Source organism: Streptomyces sp. NPDC050485 (genome assembly GCF_044458185.1).
Taxonomy (GTDB): Bacteria; Actinomycetota; Actinomycetes; order Streptomycetales; family Streptomycetaceae; genus Streptomyces.
In genome coordinates this window covers 481,358-498,266 of the sequence record NZ_JBITHR010000002.1, presented here as the reverse complement: position 1 = coordinate 498,266, position 16,909 = coordinate 481,358, and the positions used below count along the sequence as shown (strand labels likewise).

16 protein-coding genes and 1 pseudogene are annotated in these 16,909 nt (G+C 71.2%); 9 read left to right on the top strand and 8 right to left on the bottom strand.

Annotated elements, in window-relative coordinates; translation table 11 throughout:
- Positions 1-2: 2 nt before the first annotated feature.
- Positions 3-629 carry a precorrin-8X methylmutase gene (locus ACIBK6_RS05935; RefSeq protein ID WP_399049318.1) on the top strand — a complete coding sequence of 209 codons (627 nt, stop codon included), beginning with the start codon at positions 3-5 and terminating at the stop codon, positions 627-629.
- The gene (locus ACIBK6_RS05930; RefSeq protein WP_399049106.1) at positions 626-2,158 is read left to right on the top strand and encodes a precorrin-2 C(20)-methyltransferase; all 1,533 of its coding nucleotides are present in this window, start codon (positions 626-628) and stop codon (positions 2,156-2,158) included. Before ACIBK6_RS05935 ends, ACIBK6_RS05930 begins: the two co-directional genes overlap by 4 nt.
- Here the strand turns inward: ACIBK6_RS05930 and ACIBK6_RS05925 are convergent.
- On the bottom strand, positions 2,116-2,889 hold the full coding sequence (locus ACIBK6_RS05925) for a cobalt-precorrin-6A reductase (protein WP_399049105.1): 774 nt from the start codon (positions 2,887-2,889) through the stop codon (positions 2,116-2,118). The genes ACIBK6_RS05930 and ACIBK6_RS05925 overlap by 43 nt on opposite strands.
- A gap of 17 nt (positions 2,890-2,906) precedes the next feature.
- On the opposite strand from ACIBK6_RS05925, the gene ACIBK6_RS05920 reads away from it, so the two are divergent.
- Positions 2,907-4,118 carry a cobalt-precorrin-5B (C(1))-methyltransferase gene (locus ACIBK6_RS05920; RefSeq protein ID WP_399049104.1) on the top strand — a complete coding sequence of 404 codons (1,212 nt, stop codon included), beginning with the start codon at positions 2,907-2,909 and terminating at the stop codon, positions 4,116-4,118.
- A 100-nt stretch (positions 4,119-4,218) separates the two neighbouring features.
- On the opposite strand, the gene cobM is transcribed toward ACIBK6_RS05920, so the two are convergent.
- Complete coding sequence (cobM, locus tag ACIBK6_RS05915) at positions 4,219-4,965, bottom strand: precorrin-4 C(11)-methyltransferase (RefSeq protein WP_399049102.1); 747 nt, start codon at positions 4,963-4,965, stop codon at positions 4,219-4,221.
- On the bottom strand, positions 4,962-6,245 hold the full coding sequence (gene cbiE, locus ACIBK6_RS05910) for a precorrin-6y C5,15-methyltransferase (decarboxylating) subunit CbiE (RefSeq protein WP_399049100.1): 1,284 nt from the start codon (positions 6,243-6,245) through the stop codon (positions 4,962-4,964). Before cbiE ends, cobM begins: the two co-directional genes overlap by 4 nt.
- 355 nt (positions 6,246-6,600) lie before the next feature.
- On the opposite strand from cbiE, the gene otr(A) reads away from it, so the two are divergent.
- From otr(A) to mgtA, 5 genes are all read left to right on the top strand, one after another.
- Positions 6,601-8,541, top strand: coding sequence for a tetracycline resistance ribosomal protection protein Otr(A) (otr(A), locus tag ACIBK6_RS05905; RefSeq protein ID WP_399049099.1), 1,941 nt, complete (start codon positions 6,601-6,603; stop codon positions 8,539-8,541).
- Positions 8,542-8,714: 173 nt separating this feature from the next.
- Entirely contained in the window at positions 8,715-9,587 is an 873-nt protein-coding gene (locus ACIBK6_RS05900) for a lytic polysaccharide monooxygenase (RefSeq protein ID WP_399049097.1), read from the top strand.
- A gap of 138 nt (positions 9,588-9,725) precedes the next feature.
- A complete protein-coding gene (locus ACIBK6_RS05895; RefSeq protein WP_399049095.1) occupies positions 9,726-10,433 on the top strand; it encodes a sensor domain-containing protein in 708 nt (235 codons plus the stop codon).
- A gap of 341 nt (positions 10,434-10,774) precedes the next feature.
- On the top strand, positions 10,775-11,650 hold the full coding sequence (locus tag ACIBK6_RS05890; RefSeq protein ID WP_399049094.1) for a cation-transporting P-type ATPase: 876 nt from the start codon (positions 10,775-10,777) through the stop codon (positions 11,648-11,650).
- Positions 11,544-12,776 carry a magnesium-translocating P-type ATPase gene (gene mgtA, locus ACIBK6_RS05885; RefSeq protein WP_399049093.1) on the top strand — a complete coding sequence of 411 codons (1,233 nt, stop codon included), beginning with the start codon at positions 11,544-11,546 and terminating at the stop codon, positions 12,774-12,776. Before ACIBK6_RS05890 ends, mgtA begins: the two co-directional genes overlap by 107 nt.
- Before the next feature lie 39 nt (positions 12,777-12,815).
- Here the strand turns inward: mgtA and ACIBK6_RS05880 are convergent, their stop codons facing one another.
- From ACIBK6_RS05880 to ACIBK6_RS05860, 5 genes and pseudogenes are all read right to left on the bottom strand, one after another.
- Complete coding sequence (locus ACIBK6_RS05880) at positions 12,816-13,502, bottom strand: DUF2637 domain-containing protein (RefSeq protein WP_399049092.1); 687 nt, start codon at positions 13,500-13,502, stop codon at positions 12,816-12,818.
- Positions 13,503-13,550: 48 nt separating this feature from the next.
- Positions 13,551-13,751, bottom strand: coding sequence for a hypothetical protein (locus ACIBK6_RS05875; protein ID WP_399049091.1), 201 nt, complete (start codon positions 13,749-13,751; stop codon positions 13,551-13,553).
- A gap of 377 nt (positions 13,752-14,128) precedes the next feature.
- Positions 14,129-14,278: pseudogene (locus tag ACIBK6_RS05870) on the bottom strand (DDE-type integrase/transposase/recombinase); the annotation flags it as partial.
- A gap of 385 nt (positions 14,279-14,663) precedes the next feature.
- Complete coding sequence (locus ACIBK6_RS05865; RefSeq protein WP_399049090.1) at positions 14,664-14,939, bottom strand: hypothetical protein; 276 nt, start codon at positions 14,937-14,939, stop codon at positions 14,664-14,666.
- Positions 14,940-15,015: 76 nt separating this feature from the next.
- Entirely contained in the window at positions 15,016-15,783 is a 768-nt protein-coding gene (locus ACIBK6_RS05860) for a hypothetical protein (RefSeq protein ID WP_399049089.1), read from the bottom strand.
- Between the two features lie 551 nt (positions 15,784-16,334).
- Here ACIBK6_RS05860 and ACIBK6_RS05855 point away from each other — a divergent pair.
- Entirely contained in the window at positions 16,335-16,820 is a 486-nt protein-coding gene (locus ACIBK6_RS05855) for a hypothetical protein (RefSeq protein WP_399049087.1), read from the top strand.
- Positions 16,821-16,909 lie beyond the last annotated feature (89 nt).

The following is a 16,909-nucleotide window of genomic DNA, read 5'->3' as shown; positions in this document are numbered from 1 at the left end:
CAGTGTTCGACTACGAGAAGGACGGCGCGGAGATCTACCGCCAGTCCTTTGCCACGATCCGCGCCGAGGCGGACCTCGCCGGGCTGCCCGCCGACGTGAGCCAGGTCGCGGTCCGCATGATCCACGCCTGCGGCATGACGGACCTGACCCGCGACCTCGGCTGGACGCCGGGCGTCGTGGCGCGCGCCCGCGAGGCGCTGCGCGCGGGCGCGCCCATCCTGTGCGACGCGCGGATGGTCGCCAGCGGCGTGACCCGCAAGCGGCTGCCCGCCGACAACGAGGTCATCTGCACGCTGGCCGACCCGTCGGTGCCCGGGCTCGCCGCGAAGATGGGCACGACGCGCAGCGCCGCCGCCCTGGAGCTGTGGCGCGACCGCCTCGACGGCGCGGTCGTCGCCGTCGGCAACGCGCCCACCGCGCTGTTCCGGCTGCTCGAAATGATCGAGGAGGGCGCGCCGCGCCCGGCCGCCGTCATCGGCGTACCGGTCGGATTCATCGGCGCCGCCGAGTCCAAGGACGCGCTCGCCGCGCACCCTTCGGGCCTGGAACACCTGGTGGTACGGGGCCGGCGCGGCGGCAGCGCGATCGCCGCCGCGGCGCTCAACGCGATCGCGAGTGAGACGGAATGAACGAGAACAGCAACACCATGGGCCGTCTCTACGGGGTCGGTCTGGGGCCCGGCGACCCGTCCCTGATGACGTTGCGGGCCGTGGAGGCCATCGCCGAAGCCGATGTGGTGGCGTACCACTCGGCGCGGCACGGCCGGTCGATAGCTCGCTCGATCGCGGCGAAGCACATCCGTGCCGACCACATCGAGGAGAAGCTGGTCTACCCGCTCACCGTGGAGACCACCGACCACCCCGGCGGCTACCGGGGCGCGCTCAACGACTTCTACGAGGAGGCCTCGGCCCGGCTCGCCGAGCACCTCGACGCGGGCCGCACGGTCGCCGTGCTCGCCGAGGGCGACCCGCTGTTCTACGGCTCGTACCAGCACATGCACAAGCGGCTCGCACACCGCTACCCGACCGAGGTGATCCCCGGGGTGACCTCGGTCAGCGCGGCCGCCGCCCGGCTCGGGGAGCCTTTGGTGGAGGCCGAGGAGGTCCTGACGATCCTGCCCGGCACGCTGCCCGAGGAGGAGCTGACGGCCCGGCTCGCCGCGACCGACTCGGCGGTGGTGATGAAGCTGGGCCGCACGTTCACCAAGGTGCGCCGCGCGCTGGAGCGTTCGGGCCGCCTGGAGGAGGCGCGCTATGTGGAGCGCGCCACGATGGCGGGCGAGCGCACGGGTCAACTGACCGACATCGACCCGGAGTCGGTGCCGTACTTCTCCGTCGCGGTGCTCCCCAGCCGCATCGACGCCACACCGCCGGTGCGCGAGCGCGGCGAGGTCGTGGTCGTCGGCACCGGTCCCGCAGGTCCCCTGTGGCTGACCCCCGAGACGCGGGGCGCGCTGGCCGCCGCCGACGACGTCGTGGGCTACACCACGTACGTGGACCGGGTGCCGGAGCGCCCCGGGCAGCGGCGGCACGGCTCGGACAACAAGGTGGAGTCCGAGCGCGCCGAGTTCGCCCTCCAACTGGCCATGCGGGGCAGGCGGGTTGCGGTGGTGTCCGGCGGCGACCCGGGCATCTTCGCGATGGCGACAGCCGTGCTTGAGGTCGCCTCGCAGCCCGAGTACGCGGACGTCCCCGTGCGCGTACTGCCGGGGGTGACCGCCGCCAACGCGGCCGCCGCCCGCGCGGGCGCCCCGCTCGGCCACGACTACGCCACCATCTCGCTGTCCGACCGGCTCAAGCCCTGGGAGGTCATCGCGGAGCGCCTGCACGCGGCGGCCTCCGCCGATCTCGTACTCGCGCTCTACAACCCCGGCTCGGCGAGCCGCACTTGGCAGGTCGCCAAGGCCCGGGAGCTGCTTCTGGAACACCGGGCGCCGGACACCCCGGTCGTCGTCGCCCGGGATGTGGGCGGGCCCACCGAGCGGGTCCGCGTCGTGCGGCTGGCCGAGCTCGACCCGGCCGAGGTCGACATGCGCACCATCCTGCTCATCGGCTCCTCGCAGACCCGGGCGGTACGCCGAGGGGACGGCGAGGAGATCGTCTGGACCCCACGGCGCTACCCGGAAAACCCGGGTAGCTCAGAGAGCCCGGAGAACTGACGCACCCAGGCGGCCGCCTCCTCGGGGGTGGCCGCCACCGCCACACCGTCGGGCACGGGCGGCCGGCGCACCACGACCACCGGGATCCCCGCCTCACGGGCGGCGGCCAGCTTGGGCGCGGTGGCGGCGCCCCCGCTGTCCTTGGTGACCACCACGTCGATCCGGTGCGTACGCAGCACCTCGCGCTCCCCTTCGAGGGTGAAGGGCCCCCGGTCGAGCAGCACCTCCATGCGGGCCGGGCAGGGCGGCTCGGGCGCGTCCACCGACCGCATCAGGAACCACAGCTCGTCGAGGTGGGCGAAGGCGGCGAGGCCCATGCGTCCGGTGGTCAGGAAGACGCGGCGGCCCAGCGTCGGCAGCAGCCCGGCCGCCTCGTGGAGCGAGCCCACCGAACTCCAGTCGTCCCCTTCGCCCGGGGCCCAGCCGGGCCTGCGCAGCGCCAACAGGGGAACATGGGCCTCGGCGGCGGCCGCCGCCGCGTTGAAACTGATCGTCCCGGCGAAAGGATGGGTGGCGTCGATGAGCACGTCCACCCGGTGCGCACGCAGCCACTGGGCAAGCCCCTCGGCGCCCCCGAAGCCGCCGACGCGGACCTCGCCGGCCGGCAGGCGGGGCGCGGCGACCCGCCCCGCGAGCGAACTCGTCACCCGCGGCGCACCGGGCTGTTCGCCGTGCAGCAGGTCAGCCAGCCGCCGGGCCTCACCTGTACCCCCCAGTATCAAGACGTGCACAGGAATCGATTCCGTTCATGAGTGAGGCCAAGGGCGGGCGCAGCGCCCAACTCAAGCACACCGGGCTGCGCCCCGGCTGGACCACCGGCGCCTGTGCGACGGCGGCCACCACGGCCGCGTACACCGCACTGCTGACCGGCGACTTCCCCGACCCGGTGACGATCACCCTGCCGAGGGGGCAGACGCCCGCGTTCGCCCTGGCCGCCGAGGAACTGGCCGCCGGGCACGCCATGGCGGCCGTGGTGAAGGACGCGGGCGACGACCCGGACGTGACGCACGGCGCGCTGATCCGCTCGACGGTACGGCTGCTTCCGCCCGGCTCGGGCGTGGTGTTCCGCGCGGGCGAGGGCGTAGGGACCATCACCCTCCCCGGACTCCCCCTCGCCGTGGGCGAACCTGCGATCAACCCGGTCCCGCGCAAGATGATGACCGACCACGTCTCCCTGGTCGCCGAACGGCACGGCGCCCCCGCCGCCGACGTCGAGATCACCATCTCCGTCGACCACGGCGAGGAGATCGCCCGCTCCACCTGGAACCCCCGCCTGGGCATCCTGGGCGGCCTGTCGATCCTGGGCACGACGGGCATCGTCGTCCCGTACTCGTGCTCGGCGTGGATCGACTCGATCCGGCGCGGGGTGGATGTGGCGAGGGCGGCGGGCCGCAGACACGTGGCGGGCTGCACGGGCTCGACATCGGAGAAGACGGTGGTAACGGAGTACGGCCTCCCCGAGGACGCGCTCCTGGACATGGGCGACTTCGCGGGCGCGGTCCTGAAGTACGTACGCCGCCACCCGGTGGACCGCCTGACCATCTGCGGCGGCTTCGCCAAACTGTCGAAGCTCGCCGCGGGCCACCTGGACCTCCACTCGGCCCGCTCCCAGGTGAACAAGCCCTTCCTGGCAGCCCTGGCTCGCGAGGCAGGCGCGAACGAGTCCCTCGCGGAACAGGTGAGAGAGGCCAACACAGGCCTGGCAGCACTCCAGTTGTGCACGGCAGCGCGCGTCCCGCTGGGCGACCTGGTGGCAGCGAGGGCGAGGGACGAAGCGCTGGGTGTTCTGCGGGGGGCGCCGGTGGTGGTGGATGTGATCTGCATCGACAGGGCGGGGAATGTGGTGGGGCGGAGCACGCCGAGGGGCCCCGCCGGCCCTGACCGTCCAACCCCGCCCAGCGCCAAATCAAGCCCGTCCGACGCTGGCCGACCAAAATCGAGCCCCTCTGACGCTGGCTGACGAGAACCCAGCCTCTCCGGCGCTGATCAGCGAAAAGATCCAGCCTCTCCGGCGATTGAGGAGCGGGGGCCTGGGGGCAGAGCCCCCAGCGCGACCCGGGTCACTCGCAGCGGTGCCGCTCAGCAGAGTAGAGATGCGAGTCCCGGAACTCCGATGCGGCCAGCGTCCGCCCGACCAGAATGACCGCGGTCCGGACCACCCCCGCCTCCTTGACCTGCCCCGCGATGGACGACAGCGTCCCGCGCAGAATCAGCTCATCCGGCCGCGAGGCAAAGGCCACGACCGCCGCAGGGCACTCCGCACCGTAATGCGGAAGCAGTTCCTCAACCACCCGGTCCACATACCCCGCGGCGAGGTGCAGCACCAGCAGTGCCCCACTGCGCCCCAGCGTCGCGAGGTCCTCCCCCTCCGGCATGGCCGTGGCGCGCTGCGCGACGCGGGTCAGGATGACGGTCTGCCCGACCGTCGGCACGGTGAGCTCCCGCTTGAGCGCGGCCGCCGCCGCCGCGAAGGCGGGCACCCCCGGCACGACGTCGTAGGGCACCCCCGCCGCGTCGAGCCGCCGCATCTGCTCGGCGACCGCGCTGAACACGGAGGGGTCGCCGGAGTGCAGCCGGGCCACGTCCTGCCCGGCCTCGTGGGCGCGTACCAACTCACCCGTGATCTCATCGAGGTTGAGCTGGGCGGTGTCCACGAGCCGTGCGCCCTCGGGGCATTCGGCGAGGAGTTCGCGCGGTACGAGACTGCCCGCGTACAGGCAGACCTGGCAGGAGGCGAGCGTACGGGCGCCGCGCACCGTGATCAGGTCGGCGGCGCCGGGCCCTGCGCCGATGAAGTACACGGTCATCTGTCTGCTCCTGAAGGGGTGTTGACGGGGCCGGGTTCACGTGGCCCGGGGTCGTTCTTGACGACGGCCCACTGGGTGACCGGCATCGCCTGCCGCCACCCGGTGAACCCGCCGACCGGCACGGCGTGCGCGACCGCGAGCCGTACGAGTTCGCCGCCACGGCGCCGGTACCAGTCGGCGAGCAGCGCCTCGGACTCCAGGGTGACGGTGTTGGCGACGAGCCGCCCGCCGCAGGGCAGCGCGTCCCAGCAGGCCGCGAGCAGCCCGGGTGCGGTGAGGCCGCCGCCGATGAACACGGCGTCGGGGGTGGGGAGTTGAGCGAGGGCGGCGGGGGCGGCGCCGGTGACGACGCGCAGCGCGGGCACGCCGAGCCGGTCGGCGTTGCGGGCGATGCGTTCGGCCCGTACCGGGTCGCGCTCGACGGTGAAGGCCCGGCAGGACGGGTGCGTACGCATCCATTCGACCGCGATGGAGCCGGAGCCGCCGCCGATGTCCCAGAGCAGTTCGCCGGGCGCGGGCGCGAGCGCGCCGAGGGTGGCGGCGCGGATGTGCCGCTTGGTGAGCTGGCCGTCGTGTTCGTACGCCGCGTCGGGCAGCCCCGGTACGGCGCCGAGCCGGAGAGCGTCAGGCGCGCGCCGACAGTCAATGGCGATGACGTTGAGCGGGTCACCGGGAGACGCCTCCCACCCATCGGCGGTCCCGTCCACGCAGTGTTCGCCCTCTCCCCCGAGCTGTTCGAGCACCCGTACGCGACTGGGTCCGAAGCCTCGGACGCGCAGCAGGGCGGCGACTTCGGCGGGGGTGGCGGCGCCGGAGCTGAGCACGAGGAGGCGCCGCCCGGCGTGCAGGGCGGCGGCGATCCTGGCCGCGGGCCGCCCGACGAGCGTGACGACCTCGGTCTCCTCGACGGGCCAGCCGAGCCGGGCGCAGGCGTACGAGACGGACGAGGGGTGCGGCAGGACGTGCGGCGGGGTGCCGAGGACTTCGGTGAGGGTGCGGCCGATGCCGTAGAACATGGGGTCACCGCTGGCCAGTACGGCGATACGGCGCCCGGCGTGGGCGGCGAGCAGCCCGGGCACGGCGGCCCGCAGCGGCGAGGGCCAGGCAACCCGCTGCCCGGCGCAGTCCTCCGGCAGCAGGTCGAGCTGCCGAGCCCCGCCGATGATCACGTCGGCGCCGGTGAGCGCGTCCCGGGCCCCGGGGGCGAGCCCGGCCCACCCGTCGGCCCCGATCCCGACGACGGTGACGTCCGGGAGGGGGGTGGGGAGGTGGGGGGTCACGGATACCTCGGTGTGCGTGCGGGGGGCTGGAGCCGCACTCTACTGTCCGGCCGGCCGCCCCTCCCGTCCCGGGTCAGTCCCCACCCCGCCCCTTCCCGAGACCCTCCGGGGAAAGTGCTTCGACTGCGGGCCATGCGTAGCTGATCGCGCAGTTCCCCGCGCCCCTGGCAGGGTGCGGTGCGGGGCATCCCCAGCCTGGGGCTGAGCCGCACAGAAATCCCCTCGCACCCCCAACCCCTCCCGCCCTACCCTGACCAAGCCGAACCCACCCCAACGCGGGAGCAACAAGTGCGCCGATTCTTCGAGACAGCCCAGAGCCCACACCTCACGGCGACCTCCGAGGAATCCCGCACCCATGCACCCCGCACACACGCACACACGCACCCTGAACATCGGCATCCTGGCGCACGTCGACGCCGGTAAGACCAGCCTGACCGAGCGGTTGCTCTACGACACCGGCGCGATCGACCGGCTCGGCAGCGTGGACGCCGGTTCCACGCAGACCGACACCGACGCCATCGAGCGGCAGCGCGGCATCACCGTGCGCTCCGCGGTCGCGTCGTTCCGCGTCGGCGACACCCAGGTCAACCTCATCGACACCCCGGGTCACAGCGACTTCATCGCCGAGGTGGAGCGCGCGCTCGGCGTGCTCGACGGCGCGGTGCTCGTGCTGTCCGCCGTGGAGGGCGTACAGGCGCAGACCCGCGTCCTGATGCGCACCCTGCGCGAGATCCGGCTCCCGACGCTGGTCTTCGTCAACAAGATCGACCGGGCGGGCGCCCGCGCGGACGACCTCCTCGCCGACATCCGCCGCAAGCTGGCCCCGCACATCGCCCCCATGACGGCGGTACGCGACCTGGGCACCCGGTCTGCCAAGACCTCGCCACACACATACGAGAACGCCCAATTCCGAGCCACCATCGGCGAGTTGCTCGCCGACCACGATGACGCGATCCTCGCCCGCGTCGTGGACGGCCCCCCGCCCACGCCCGCCGAACTCGCCAAAGCCCTGGCCGACCAGACCGCGCGCGGACTCGTGCACCCCGTGTACTTCGGCTCGGCGATCAGCGGCCAGGGCATCGACGCGCTCGTCGGCGCGATCACGACCCTCCTCCCGAGTCCTGCACCGGACCTCGCCGCCCCGCCCCGCGGCACCGTCTTCGCGGTGAAGCGCGACGAGTCCGGCCACAAAACGGCCTATCTCCGCCTGACCGAAGGCGCAGTGATGAACCGTCAGAAACTGACCTTTGCCTCCCCCGACGGCACCCACACCGGCCGCCTCACCTCCCTCGACGTCGTAGGCGCCGACGCCACAAGCGCCGCAGCGCGCCTCACCGCCGGGAACATCGGCAGACTGCGGGGTCTGCCGCGGATCCGGGTAGGCGACCACCTGGGCCCCCCGCAGAGCCCGGCGGCACAGCGCTTCGCCGCCCCCACGCTCCAGAGCGTCGTACGCCCCCGCGAACCCGGCACCGCGGCGGACGCCCGGCTGCACGCGGCGCTGCTGGAACTCGCCGAACAGGACCCGCTGATCCGTACCCGCACCGAACCCGGCGGCGCCACCTCAGTGTTGCTGTACGGGGAGGTGCAGAAGGAGGTCATCGCCGCCACGCTCCTCGACGGGTACGGCATCGAGGCCGTCTTCGAGCCGAGCCGCACGGTGTACACCGAACGCCCCACCGGGGTGGGCGAGTCGGCCGAGGAGATCCATCGCGGCCCGGCGCCGTCCGGGTACTGGGCGACCGTCGGTCTGCGCGTCGAACCGGCCCCGCACGGGACCGGCAACACCTTCCGGTACGAGACCGAACTGGGCGCGCTGCCCCGCGCGTTCCACCAGGCCGTCGAGGAGACTGTGCTCGACGCGCTGCGCTCGGGCGGCCCGCACGGCTGGGCGGTCACCGACTGCACGGTCACGCTCGTACGCTCCGGATTCAACAGCGTGATGAGCACGGCGGGCGACTTCCGCGCCCTGACCCGGATCGTCGTGGACCGCGCGCTGAGGAATGCGGGCTCGCAGGTCTACGAGCCGTACCACGCCTTCGAGTTGGAGATTCCGCTCAGCACGCTCGCCGCCGTCGGCGGCCGGCTCACCGCGCTGGGCGCGCTCATCGAGGAGACCACGGGCGGCGACTCAGTGTGGCTCCTGCGCGGCACGGTCGCGGCCCGCCGGGTGGCCGAGCTGGAACGGTGGCTGCCCGGACTCACGCACGGCGAGGGCGTCTGGTGGTCCCGCCCGGCGGCCGACCGGCCGCTCGACCACTCCGACCGGCCGTACAAAGCTCAGCGGTTGGCGTAGACCTCTTGCGGCTTGGTCCAGACCAATGCCAGTCTCTCAAGTACCGCCGTACCAGGCCGACTTGGCGCATCCCCAAGCACCCCCAAGCACCCCCAAGCTCCCCCAGCAGCACAACGCGCCACAGCCGGTCACAGCCAGCCGTTCGTTCTCCCCCACGATCAAGGAGCACTCGCATGTCCGCTCGGCGTACCGCCGCGTCCCTGGGTGTCCTCGGGGCGGCCTCCCTGACGTTCCTCGCCCTCGCCCCCGCGCCGGCCTCCGCGCACGGGTCCCTGTTCAACCCGGTCAGCCGGGTCGCCGCCTGCTACGCCGAGGGGCCGGAGCACCCGGTGTCGCAGGTGTGCAAGGACCTGGTCGCCGACTCCGGGACCCAGCCGCTGTACGACTGGAACGAGGTGAACATCGCCAACGCCAACGGTCAGTCCCAACAGCTCATCCCGGACGGCAAGTTGTGTTCGGCGAACCGGGACAAGTACCGGGCGCTCGACTGGGCCCGCACCGACTGGCCGGCCACCAACGTGTCGGCGGGCTCGTTCGACTTCAAGTTCCGGGTGACCGCGCCCCATTCGGGCACGATGACGCTGTACATCACCAAGGACGGCTTCGACCCGGCCAAGCCGCTGAAGTGGTCCGACCTGGACCCCACGCCCGTCGCGACGTACCAGACGTCCCGGACGGCGCCCGACGGCTACTACAACTTCAGCGGTACGCTGCCCGCCCGCACCGGACGCCACATCATCTACAAGCTCTGGCAGCGCGACGACAGCCCGGAGGCGTTCTACGGCTGCTCGGACGTGGTGTACGGGGCCTCGGCGGCCAAGGCAGCCGCGCAGCCGGCCGCGCCCACGGAGCAGAAGATCGCGGCGGGCGCGCCCCGTTCGACGGTGAGCCACCACGGCCACGGCGGCGACCCGGCCCCGGCGCCCGCCCCGGCCACCGCGGCGCCGTCGTCCGGCAACTCGGTGGCGCCACAGGCGATCGCCGCCGTCTCGACGGCCGGAGTGGCAGCAGGCGGCTTCCTCCTCCTGCGCCGCCGCCGCGGCTGACCCACCCACCGGGGGCGTCCACCGTCGACAGCTGACGCACTGGGGGGTGTCCACCGCCGATATAGGGGGTCTAGCACCACCCCCGATCGGCGGGGGCGCCCCATCCCGCCGGGCCCCCGAAGACGGCAGGGTTGAGTCATGACCTCGACAACCGCCCCGTACGCCGCCGCCCCGTACGCCCCGGCCACCTCCGCTCCCGCCGCGACCGGCTTCTGGCGCGCACCGTTCGCCGCCGCCACGTACCGGGAGGTCGCCTACACGCTGACCTCGCTGCCGCTCGCCGTCGCCGGGTTCGGCTTCGCGGTGTCGACGTTCGCACTCGGCGCGAGCCTGGCCGTGACGGTGCTCGGCCTGCCGGTGCTCGCCGCGATGCTGGCGGGGGCGCGCGGGCTCGGCGCGGTGGAGCGCGGGCGGGCGCTGTCCCGCCTCGGCCTCGACACCCCGGCGCCGCAGGGTGTTCCGGCCCCGCGCCGGGAGGGCCGCTGGGCCGCGATGGAGGCGCGGCTGAAGGACAGGGCGGGCTGGCAGGCCCTGCTCTTCCAGGTGGTGATGTTCCCCTGGCGCGTGACGTCCTTCGTACTCACCCTGACCTTCCTGGTCACGGGCTGGGTGATCGCCCTGCTCCCGGCGTACTCCTGGGTCTTCCCGCACTACGTCGGCTGGCCCGGCTACCGCATCGTCGACTTCACGTCCGGCGGGGTGCGCCACGCGTACTACATCGAGTCCCCGCTCCAGATCGCCGCGGTCTCCCTCATCGGCTTCACGATCGTCTTCCTGACCCCGAAGCTCGTCCGGGCCCTGACCAACGTCGACCGCGCGGCGGTGCGGGGGATGCTGAGCCGTTGAGCCGCACTGCCAACCACCCTGCCCGGTAGGCGAGTTGGACGCCTACCGGGCAGCCGACCGCAACCGCGGCAGATGCAGATCGCGAAGCGGGCCGCCCTCACCCTACTTTCGCATCCACGCAAGTATGTTACTTTCGTATCGACGCAAATAGATGCACGGCTGTCACTGCCGCCGTGCCCGCAGCGAGGAGGTGTTCGGGATGAGCCCCGACCGAAGTCCTCGCCGCGCCGTGCCCGTCGGCTGACCGACCGGCCCTTTTCCCTTCCTTCGTGGCGTGCGCCCTCGCGCACGCCTTTTCCATGCCCGCACACCGGCATACCCGCACAGCGGGAGGTTTCGCCATGACCATGCTCACCCCTACCCCCACGCCCGAGAAGCTCGCACCGCCGGGCGGTCGCGGCCGCCGTGAGCGCAGGGCCGCCGAGCTGGCGGCCCGTACCCGGACCGTCGGCGAGCGCCTCACCGAGATCGGCGCGCAGCCCACCGCGCAGGTGCTCAAGGAGTACGGCGTCGACCGCGCCGGGCTCTGCCAGGCCGAGGTGCTCGACCGCCAGGAGCGGCACGGCCTCAATACGGTCGCCCACGAGCGGGCCCCGCGCTGGTACGCGCAGCTCGCCAGGGCGTACGCGAACCCCTTCATCGCCGTACTCGTCCTCCTCGCCGCCGTCATGTACTGGCAGGACCCGGCGGACCCCGGCGTCGTCATCCTGTCCACGATGGTCGCCATCAGCGGACTGCTGCGCTTCTGGCAGGAGTTCCGCTCGGGGCGGGCCGCCGACGCGCTGAAGAAGCTCGTCACCACGACCACCGCCGTGCAGCGCCGGGCCGGGCGCGGCGCGCTGCCGACCACCGTCGAGGTACCGATGGACCAGGTGGTCCCGGGTGACGTGGTCAAGCTGGGTGCCGGCGACCTGATCCCGGCGGACCTCCGGCTGATCGGCGCCAAGGACCTGATGGTGTCTCAGGCAGCCCTGTCCGGCGAGTCGCTGCCGGTCGCCAAGGCCGACGTACGCGACGGCGAGGACAACCGGAGCGCATCCGGCGACCCCGTCGAGGCGGACAACCTGTGCCTGATGGGTACGTCGGTAACCTCCGGTACCGCGACGGGAGTTGTGGTCGCCACCGGCGCGGACACCTACTTCGGATCCATGGCGGGCTCGCTCGTCGGCGAGCGTCCGCAGACCAACTTCGACAACGGGGTCAGGAAGGTCAGCTGACACTTACACCGTCGCGGACGAGTCCGGCCTGACCCTCGTCGGCTTCCTCGCCTTCCTCGACCCGCCGAAGGCGGACGCGGCCGCCGCGCTGCGCGGCCTCGCCGACAAGGGCATCGCGGTCAAGGTCGTCACCGGCGACAACGAACTGGTCGCCGCTCGCGTCTGCGCGGACGTCGGCATCGACGTCGGTACGGTCGTGACGGGCCCGGACGTGGACGCGCTGGACGATGCGGCGCTGCGCCAACTGGCCACCGCAACAACGGTGTTCGCCAAGGTGAACCCCGTACAGAAGGCCCGCATCGTACGGGCGCTCCAGGCCGAGGGCCACACGGTGGGCTTCCTCGGCGACGGCATCAACGACGCGGCGGCGCTGCGGGACGCGGACGTCGGCATCTCGGTGGACACGGCGGTGGACATCGCGAAGGAGTCGGCGGACATCATCCTGCTTGAGAAGGACCTCACCGTCCTGGAGCAGGGCGTGGTCCAGGGCCGTACGACCTTCGGCAACACGATCAAGTACATCAAGATGACGGCCTCGTCGAACTTCGGCAACGTCTTCTCGGTCCTGGTCGCCTCGGCGTTCATCCCGTTCCAGCCGATGCTGGCGATCATGCTGCTCGTGCAGAACCTGGTGTACGACATCGCCCAGCTGGCCACGCCGTGGGACCGGATGGACGAGGAGTACCTGCGCAAGCCGCGCAACTGGGACGCGAAGGGGATCGGGCGCTTCATGGTGACCATCGGGCCCATCAGCTCGATCTTCGACATCGCGATGTTCGTCATCATGTGGAACGTGTTCGGCGCGAACAGCGAGTCGAACCAGGCGCTGTTCCAGTCGGGTTGGTTCATCGAGGGCCTGCTGTCGCAGACCCTGATCGTCCACATGATCCGCACCCGCAGGATCCCGTTCATCCAGTCCCGGGCGACGTGGCCGGTGATGGTGATGACGATCCTGGCGGTGGCGACGGGCTTGTTCCTCCCCTTCTCCCCGCTGGCCGCGACGCTCGGCTTCGTCCCGGTCCCGCTGGGCTACTTCCCGTGGCTGATCGGCGTCCTGCTGGCGTACTGCACGCTGACGCAGGTGGTCAAGACGTGGTACATCCGGCGCCACGGGGCGTGGCTGTAGGGACCTCTGCCCACCCCGGCGGGCCGTGCGGAATGCAGGCTACGGCCTTGCTTTCTTGGCCCCGTTCCACACGTCGGAGGCGTGCCGGGGGCCGGGCCGGGGCGAGAACTGGCCGACGAGTTCACGGAAACAGACCAGGGCGGTAATCGGCGGGATTCCGACGACTACCATCGCAAAAAGTGAATGCGGTGCTTGGCCGATACACAGGGCCACCGCCGTGCCGGAGGAGATCAGCATCACGGCCCAGGACCGCCGGGCAGTTCGGTGCTGAACGGATGCCCGCAGGATGGACAGACCTGCCAGCAGCCACGGCCCGTACACCGTCAGCGGCCACCATTGCGCCAAATGCGGCGACGCCACAAGCAGCGCAATGGTGCGCAGCTGATTGTACGAATAAGAGATGGACCAGGTCAGTATCGTCACTGCGCAGATGGTGATTATTCCGATCAGGATCGCGACAGCGATGATCCTCCGTTTTCCGGCAAGGACGTGAAACCCTGGCCGAGGCCGCCGTCGGTTGACCGGGCGGCGCGAGCGCCTGTCGCTGTCCGATGGCGGAGGCGCAGGATCCACGTTGTGCGTCGGAAGCAGGATCCGGGCCAGCTCTTCGTCCGGATCCCATCCCTCCGACGGGGCCTCCGGATCGGTGGCGCGCCACATGTGCTGCACGTCAATCGGCTGAGTGTAATCAGGGTATTGGTTTACCGCATCATAGTCGGTCCGCATCCTGAATCCTTTCCGTCCTTGGCTTCTCCGCGCGCGGTTCGGGATGTTTCATTCAGAGTACGAGCCTTGGGCCGACCACCCCTCCGTCGCTGCCTGCAGATATTCATTCTGCATCCGGCTGATGGTTGCGAGGAACTCCGCAAGCAGGTCCGAGCAGTGCATGAGGTCCATCATGCCGTCGGCCGGCTCAAGCCCGACGGTCGAGAGGAGCGGACGATCCTTTTCTACATTCTTTTCCTTCAAAGTCACGATCGCCTAACGAGCATCACACGGTGCGCGGCGTCGTACATTCGGGGGAACAATGGCCGGTGGGGACCCTCCCGTATATCGGATTACAGTCCATGATTGATGAAATTCCGAAGACGTATTACATGGTGTTACCGAGGGCTCATCCGGCGGACCGTTTCGGCTCGTTGGGCGTGACGGGCACGGTGACCAGGGCTGCGGCCGGTCGTTGAACCTCGCGGTGGGAAGTGCACGAAGGGTCCCGGGACACTCATCGTCCCGGGACCTCGTGCCCTCAAGCGCCCTGGCCGGTCCGCCGGGTTCACGCGTCACTCGCCTGCGGTGAGGAGATGGCGGCCGGGTCGCAAGTGCGGGGAGATCCGGCTGAAGGAGCCCAGGGACGCCGCGCCCGTGCCGCGCTTGTTCTGCACGCGGATGTCGAGGACGTTGCCGTCCTGGTCGACCGCCCGTCACCGGTAGCGCATCCGGCCGTCGACCTTGATGAACACCTCATCGAGATGCCACGTGTCGCCCGGGCGGGGCTGCCGACGGCAGCCCCGCGGCGCTGGGTTCAACGGGCCGGCGATGCGGCGGGGGCCCCTTCGCCGAGGCCCGGGCGAAGCCGGTGCGGGAAGGCGGGATGGGCGCCTACTGGGGCCGCGCCGGTGCCGTCGCCGAGGGGCAGGGGCAGGACGCCGGTGGGAGCGCCGGGGGCGGAACGGGGCCGTGCTGCGCGGTCTTGCCGACGCCCGGACCCAGGAAGACGCCCACCTCTCATCACGATCCCCACGGCACCTCCCGGGCCCGGTGACACCGCCCAGGTCGTCCGATCGCCGGGGGGTGTCAGGCCGGGCCCGGAGGCCGCCGGCCCTCGTACAGGACCGCGAAGAACATGACGAGGGCGGGGTCTTGCGGGGAAAGCGGGTAGCGGGCTGCTCAGCCCACCTTGCTGTTGCAGCCCAGGTCCGAACCCATGTGGTTGGGCTGCGCGCCCGGGGACCCTTCGCCGTTGAGCCCGTTGCCCAGCAGGGCGTTGAGGGCGCCGACGCTGCCGAGGACGTCGATGTTCATGTCGTGCGAGCGGCACTCGGAGCGCTGCGTGATGTCGGTGTCGTGCGCGCCCTGCTCGCCGTGCGCGAAGGCGGTGCCGCCGAAGGCGCCGACGCTGCCGAGGACGGCGCCGACGAGGGCTACCTTCTGGATCTTGCGCATTTCTTCTCTCCGTTGGTCGAGCCGATGTGAGGTGCAGCAGATCGAGTTGGGACGGTGGACGGTCGCGGCGAGGTCATCAGCCGACGCGGGGCAGACCCAGCTGGCCCACGGGAGGCGCCGCGAGTTGTCCGAGGCCGAGCCCGGGTACCTGCGGGGTGCTGAGCGGCGCGACCAGCGGGTTGATGAGCGGGTTCACCGTCGGGTTCACCTGGGGGTTCACCTGCGGGGCGACACGCGGCGCGGGCTCCGGGTTGAAGACCTGGGGTACGGCGACCTGCGGGGCGACCTGCGGAGTGACCTGTGGCGCCGCCTGCGGGACGACCTGCGGCATGATCTGCGCCGGCTGACCGGCCTGCGCGGCACCCGTCGACGAGGCGAAGGCGGAGGCCTGCTGCGGGGCAGGCGCCGGGGGAGCGGCCTGCATCATCGGCTGGGCGTACGGCTGCTGACCGCCGGACTGTACGGTGCCCGCCGCGCTGGACATCGCCGTGGCCTGCGCAGCCCGGTACTGCGGAGCAGGCGCGTACTGCGGCGGAGGAGCGTACTGCGGGGCAGGCGCGTACTGCGGAGCAGGGGCGTACTGCGGCGGCGGAGCGTATTGCGGCGGCGGAGCGTACTGCGGAGCCGGCGCGTACTGCGGCGGAGGAGCGTACTGCGGGACAGGCGCGTACTGCGGCGGAGCCTGGTACTGCGGACCGGCCTCGGGTGCCGAGTACTGGGGACCAGCGGCACCTCCGTACCCGCCGTACCCGCCGGGAGAGTCGGCGTGGCTGACGCCCACGCCGATGGCGGACAGACCGCCGGCCGCTGCCACTACGAGCGCGGCCTTGTGAAGCTTTCGCATGGAACCCTGGGCCCTTCAATACCTGTACACGGGAAATCCGTTGCATTCAGTGCTGTCTTGCGTGCGCTCAGTCTGATGTTCACACTGCGCCCTGACGGGGGAAATGGGGGGCTTCCATGTGGACTTCACGCCGGAGCCGACAGCGGATCCCGTTGCCCTTCTCTCTCCGATTCGTGGTCGCCGATTCGTGGTCGCCGCCTTCTCCCAGCTGGCAACGACATTTCCTCCGGACCGGTCACGGGATCCAAAATTCCGTCACCCATTTGCCATGGCCCGTCGCGCCACGGATGAGTGAGGACTTGTCGCCCCGTCAAGAACAAGTGCGGCACCCGCACTCCTCCGTTGACGATTAACATGATGATTCGCACCCTTCGGCAAATGGGTGACGACGCCCCAACTCCCGTGACGGGAGCTGCACTCAGCTCGTTCCGCACTGGCCAGGACGATGGCCCATCGCAGCCGCACAGGACAGCGAAAACAGCAACGGCTGCACCGGCTCATCTGCATTCCCATACGTTCCACGCACAGGTCAATGAAGGGCCGAGGGTTCCATGCGAAAGCTTCATAAGGCCGCGCTCGTCTTCGCAGCAGCCGGCGGCCTGTCCGCCATCGGCGTGGGCCCCAGCCTCGCCGCCGCGACCGGTGGGTACGGAAGTGCCGCTCCGCCCCCCGTTCCGCAGCCGGACACCCAGGCCGCCTCGTGGACCGCCTCACAGGCCACCGCGCACAGTTACGGCTCGCCCGCACCGGAGCAGCGGATGTCCCTGCCGCAGCCCTCTGAGGTCAGCCCGCAGGTCAACCCGCAGCTGAACCCGCTGATCTCCCCGCAGATCTCCCCTCAGACGGCCCCGGCCGCCCCGGCGGAGGCTGCCCCGACGAAGCAGAACAACCTCTTCCGTCCGTACCAGGAATGCAGCCCGCAGAACCTGCTCAACGCGAATCTCCCCGTCGCCGTACTCGCCGGCGCCGAGACCAAGGGCGTCAGCTGCGGCCAGGGCAACAACCAGGCGAACGCCCTCGCCAACGCCCAAAGCTAGGACTTTGTCACCAGGCCGCTTCCGATGGCTCCTGAAGCCGTTTCGCGGCGGCCATGGATGAGCCCGATGAGGCGAGGAAAGCCTCACGA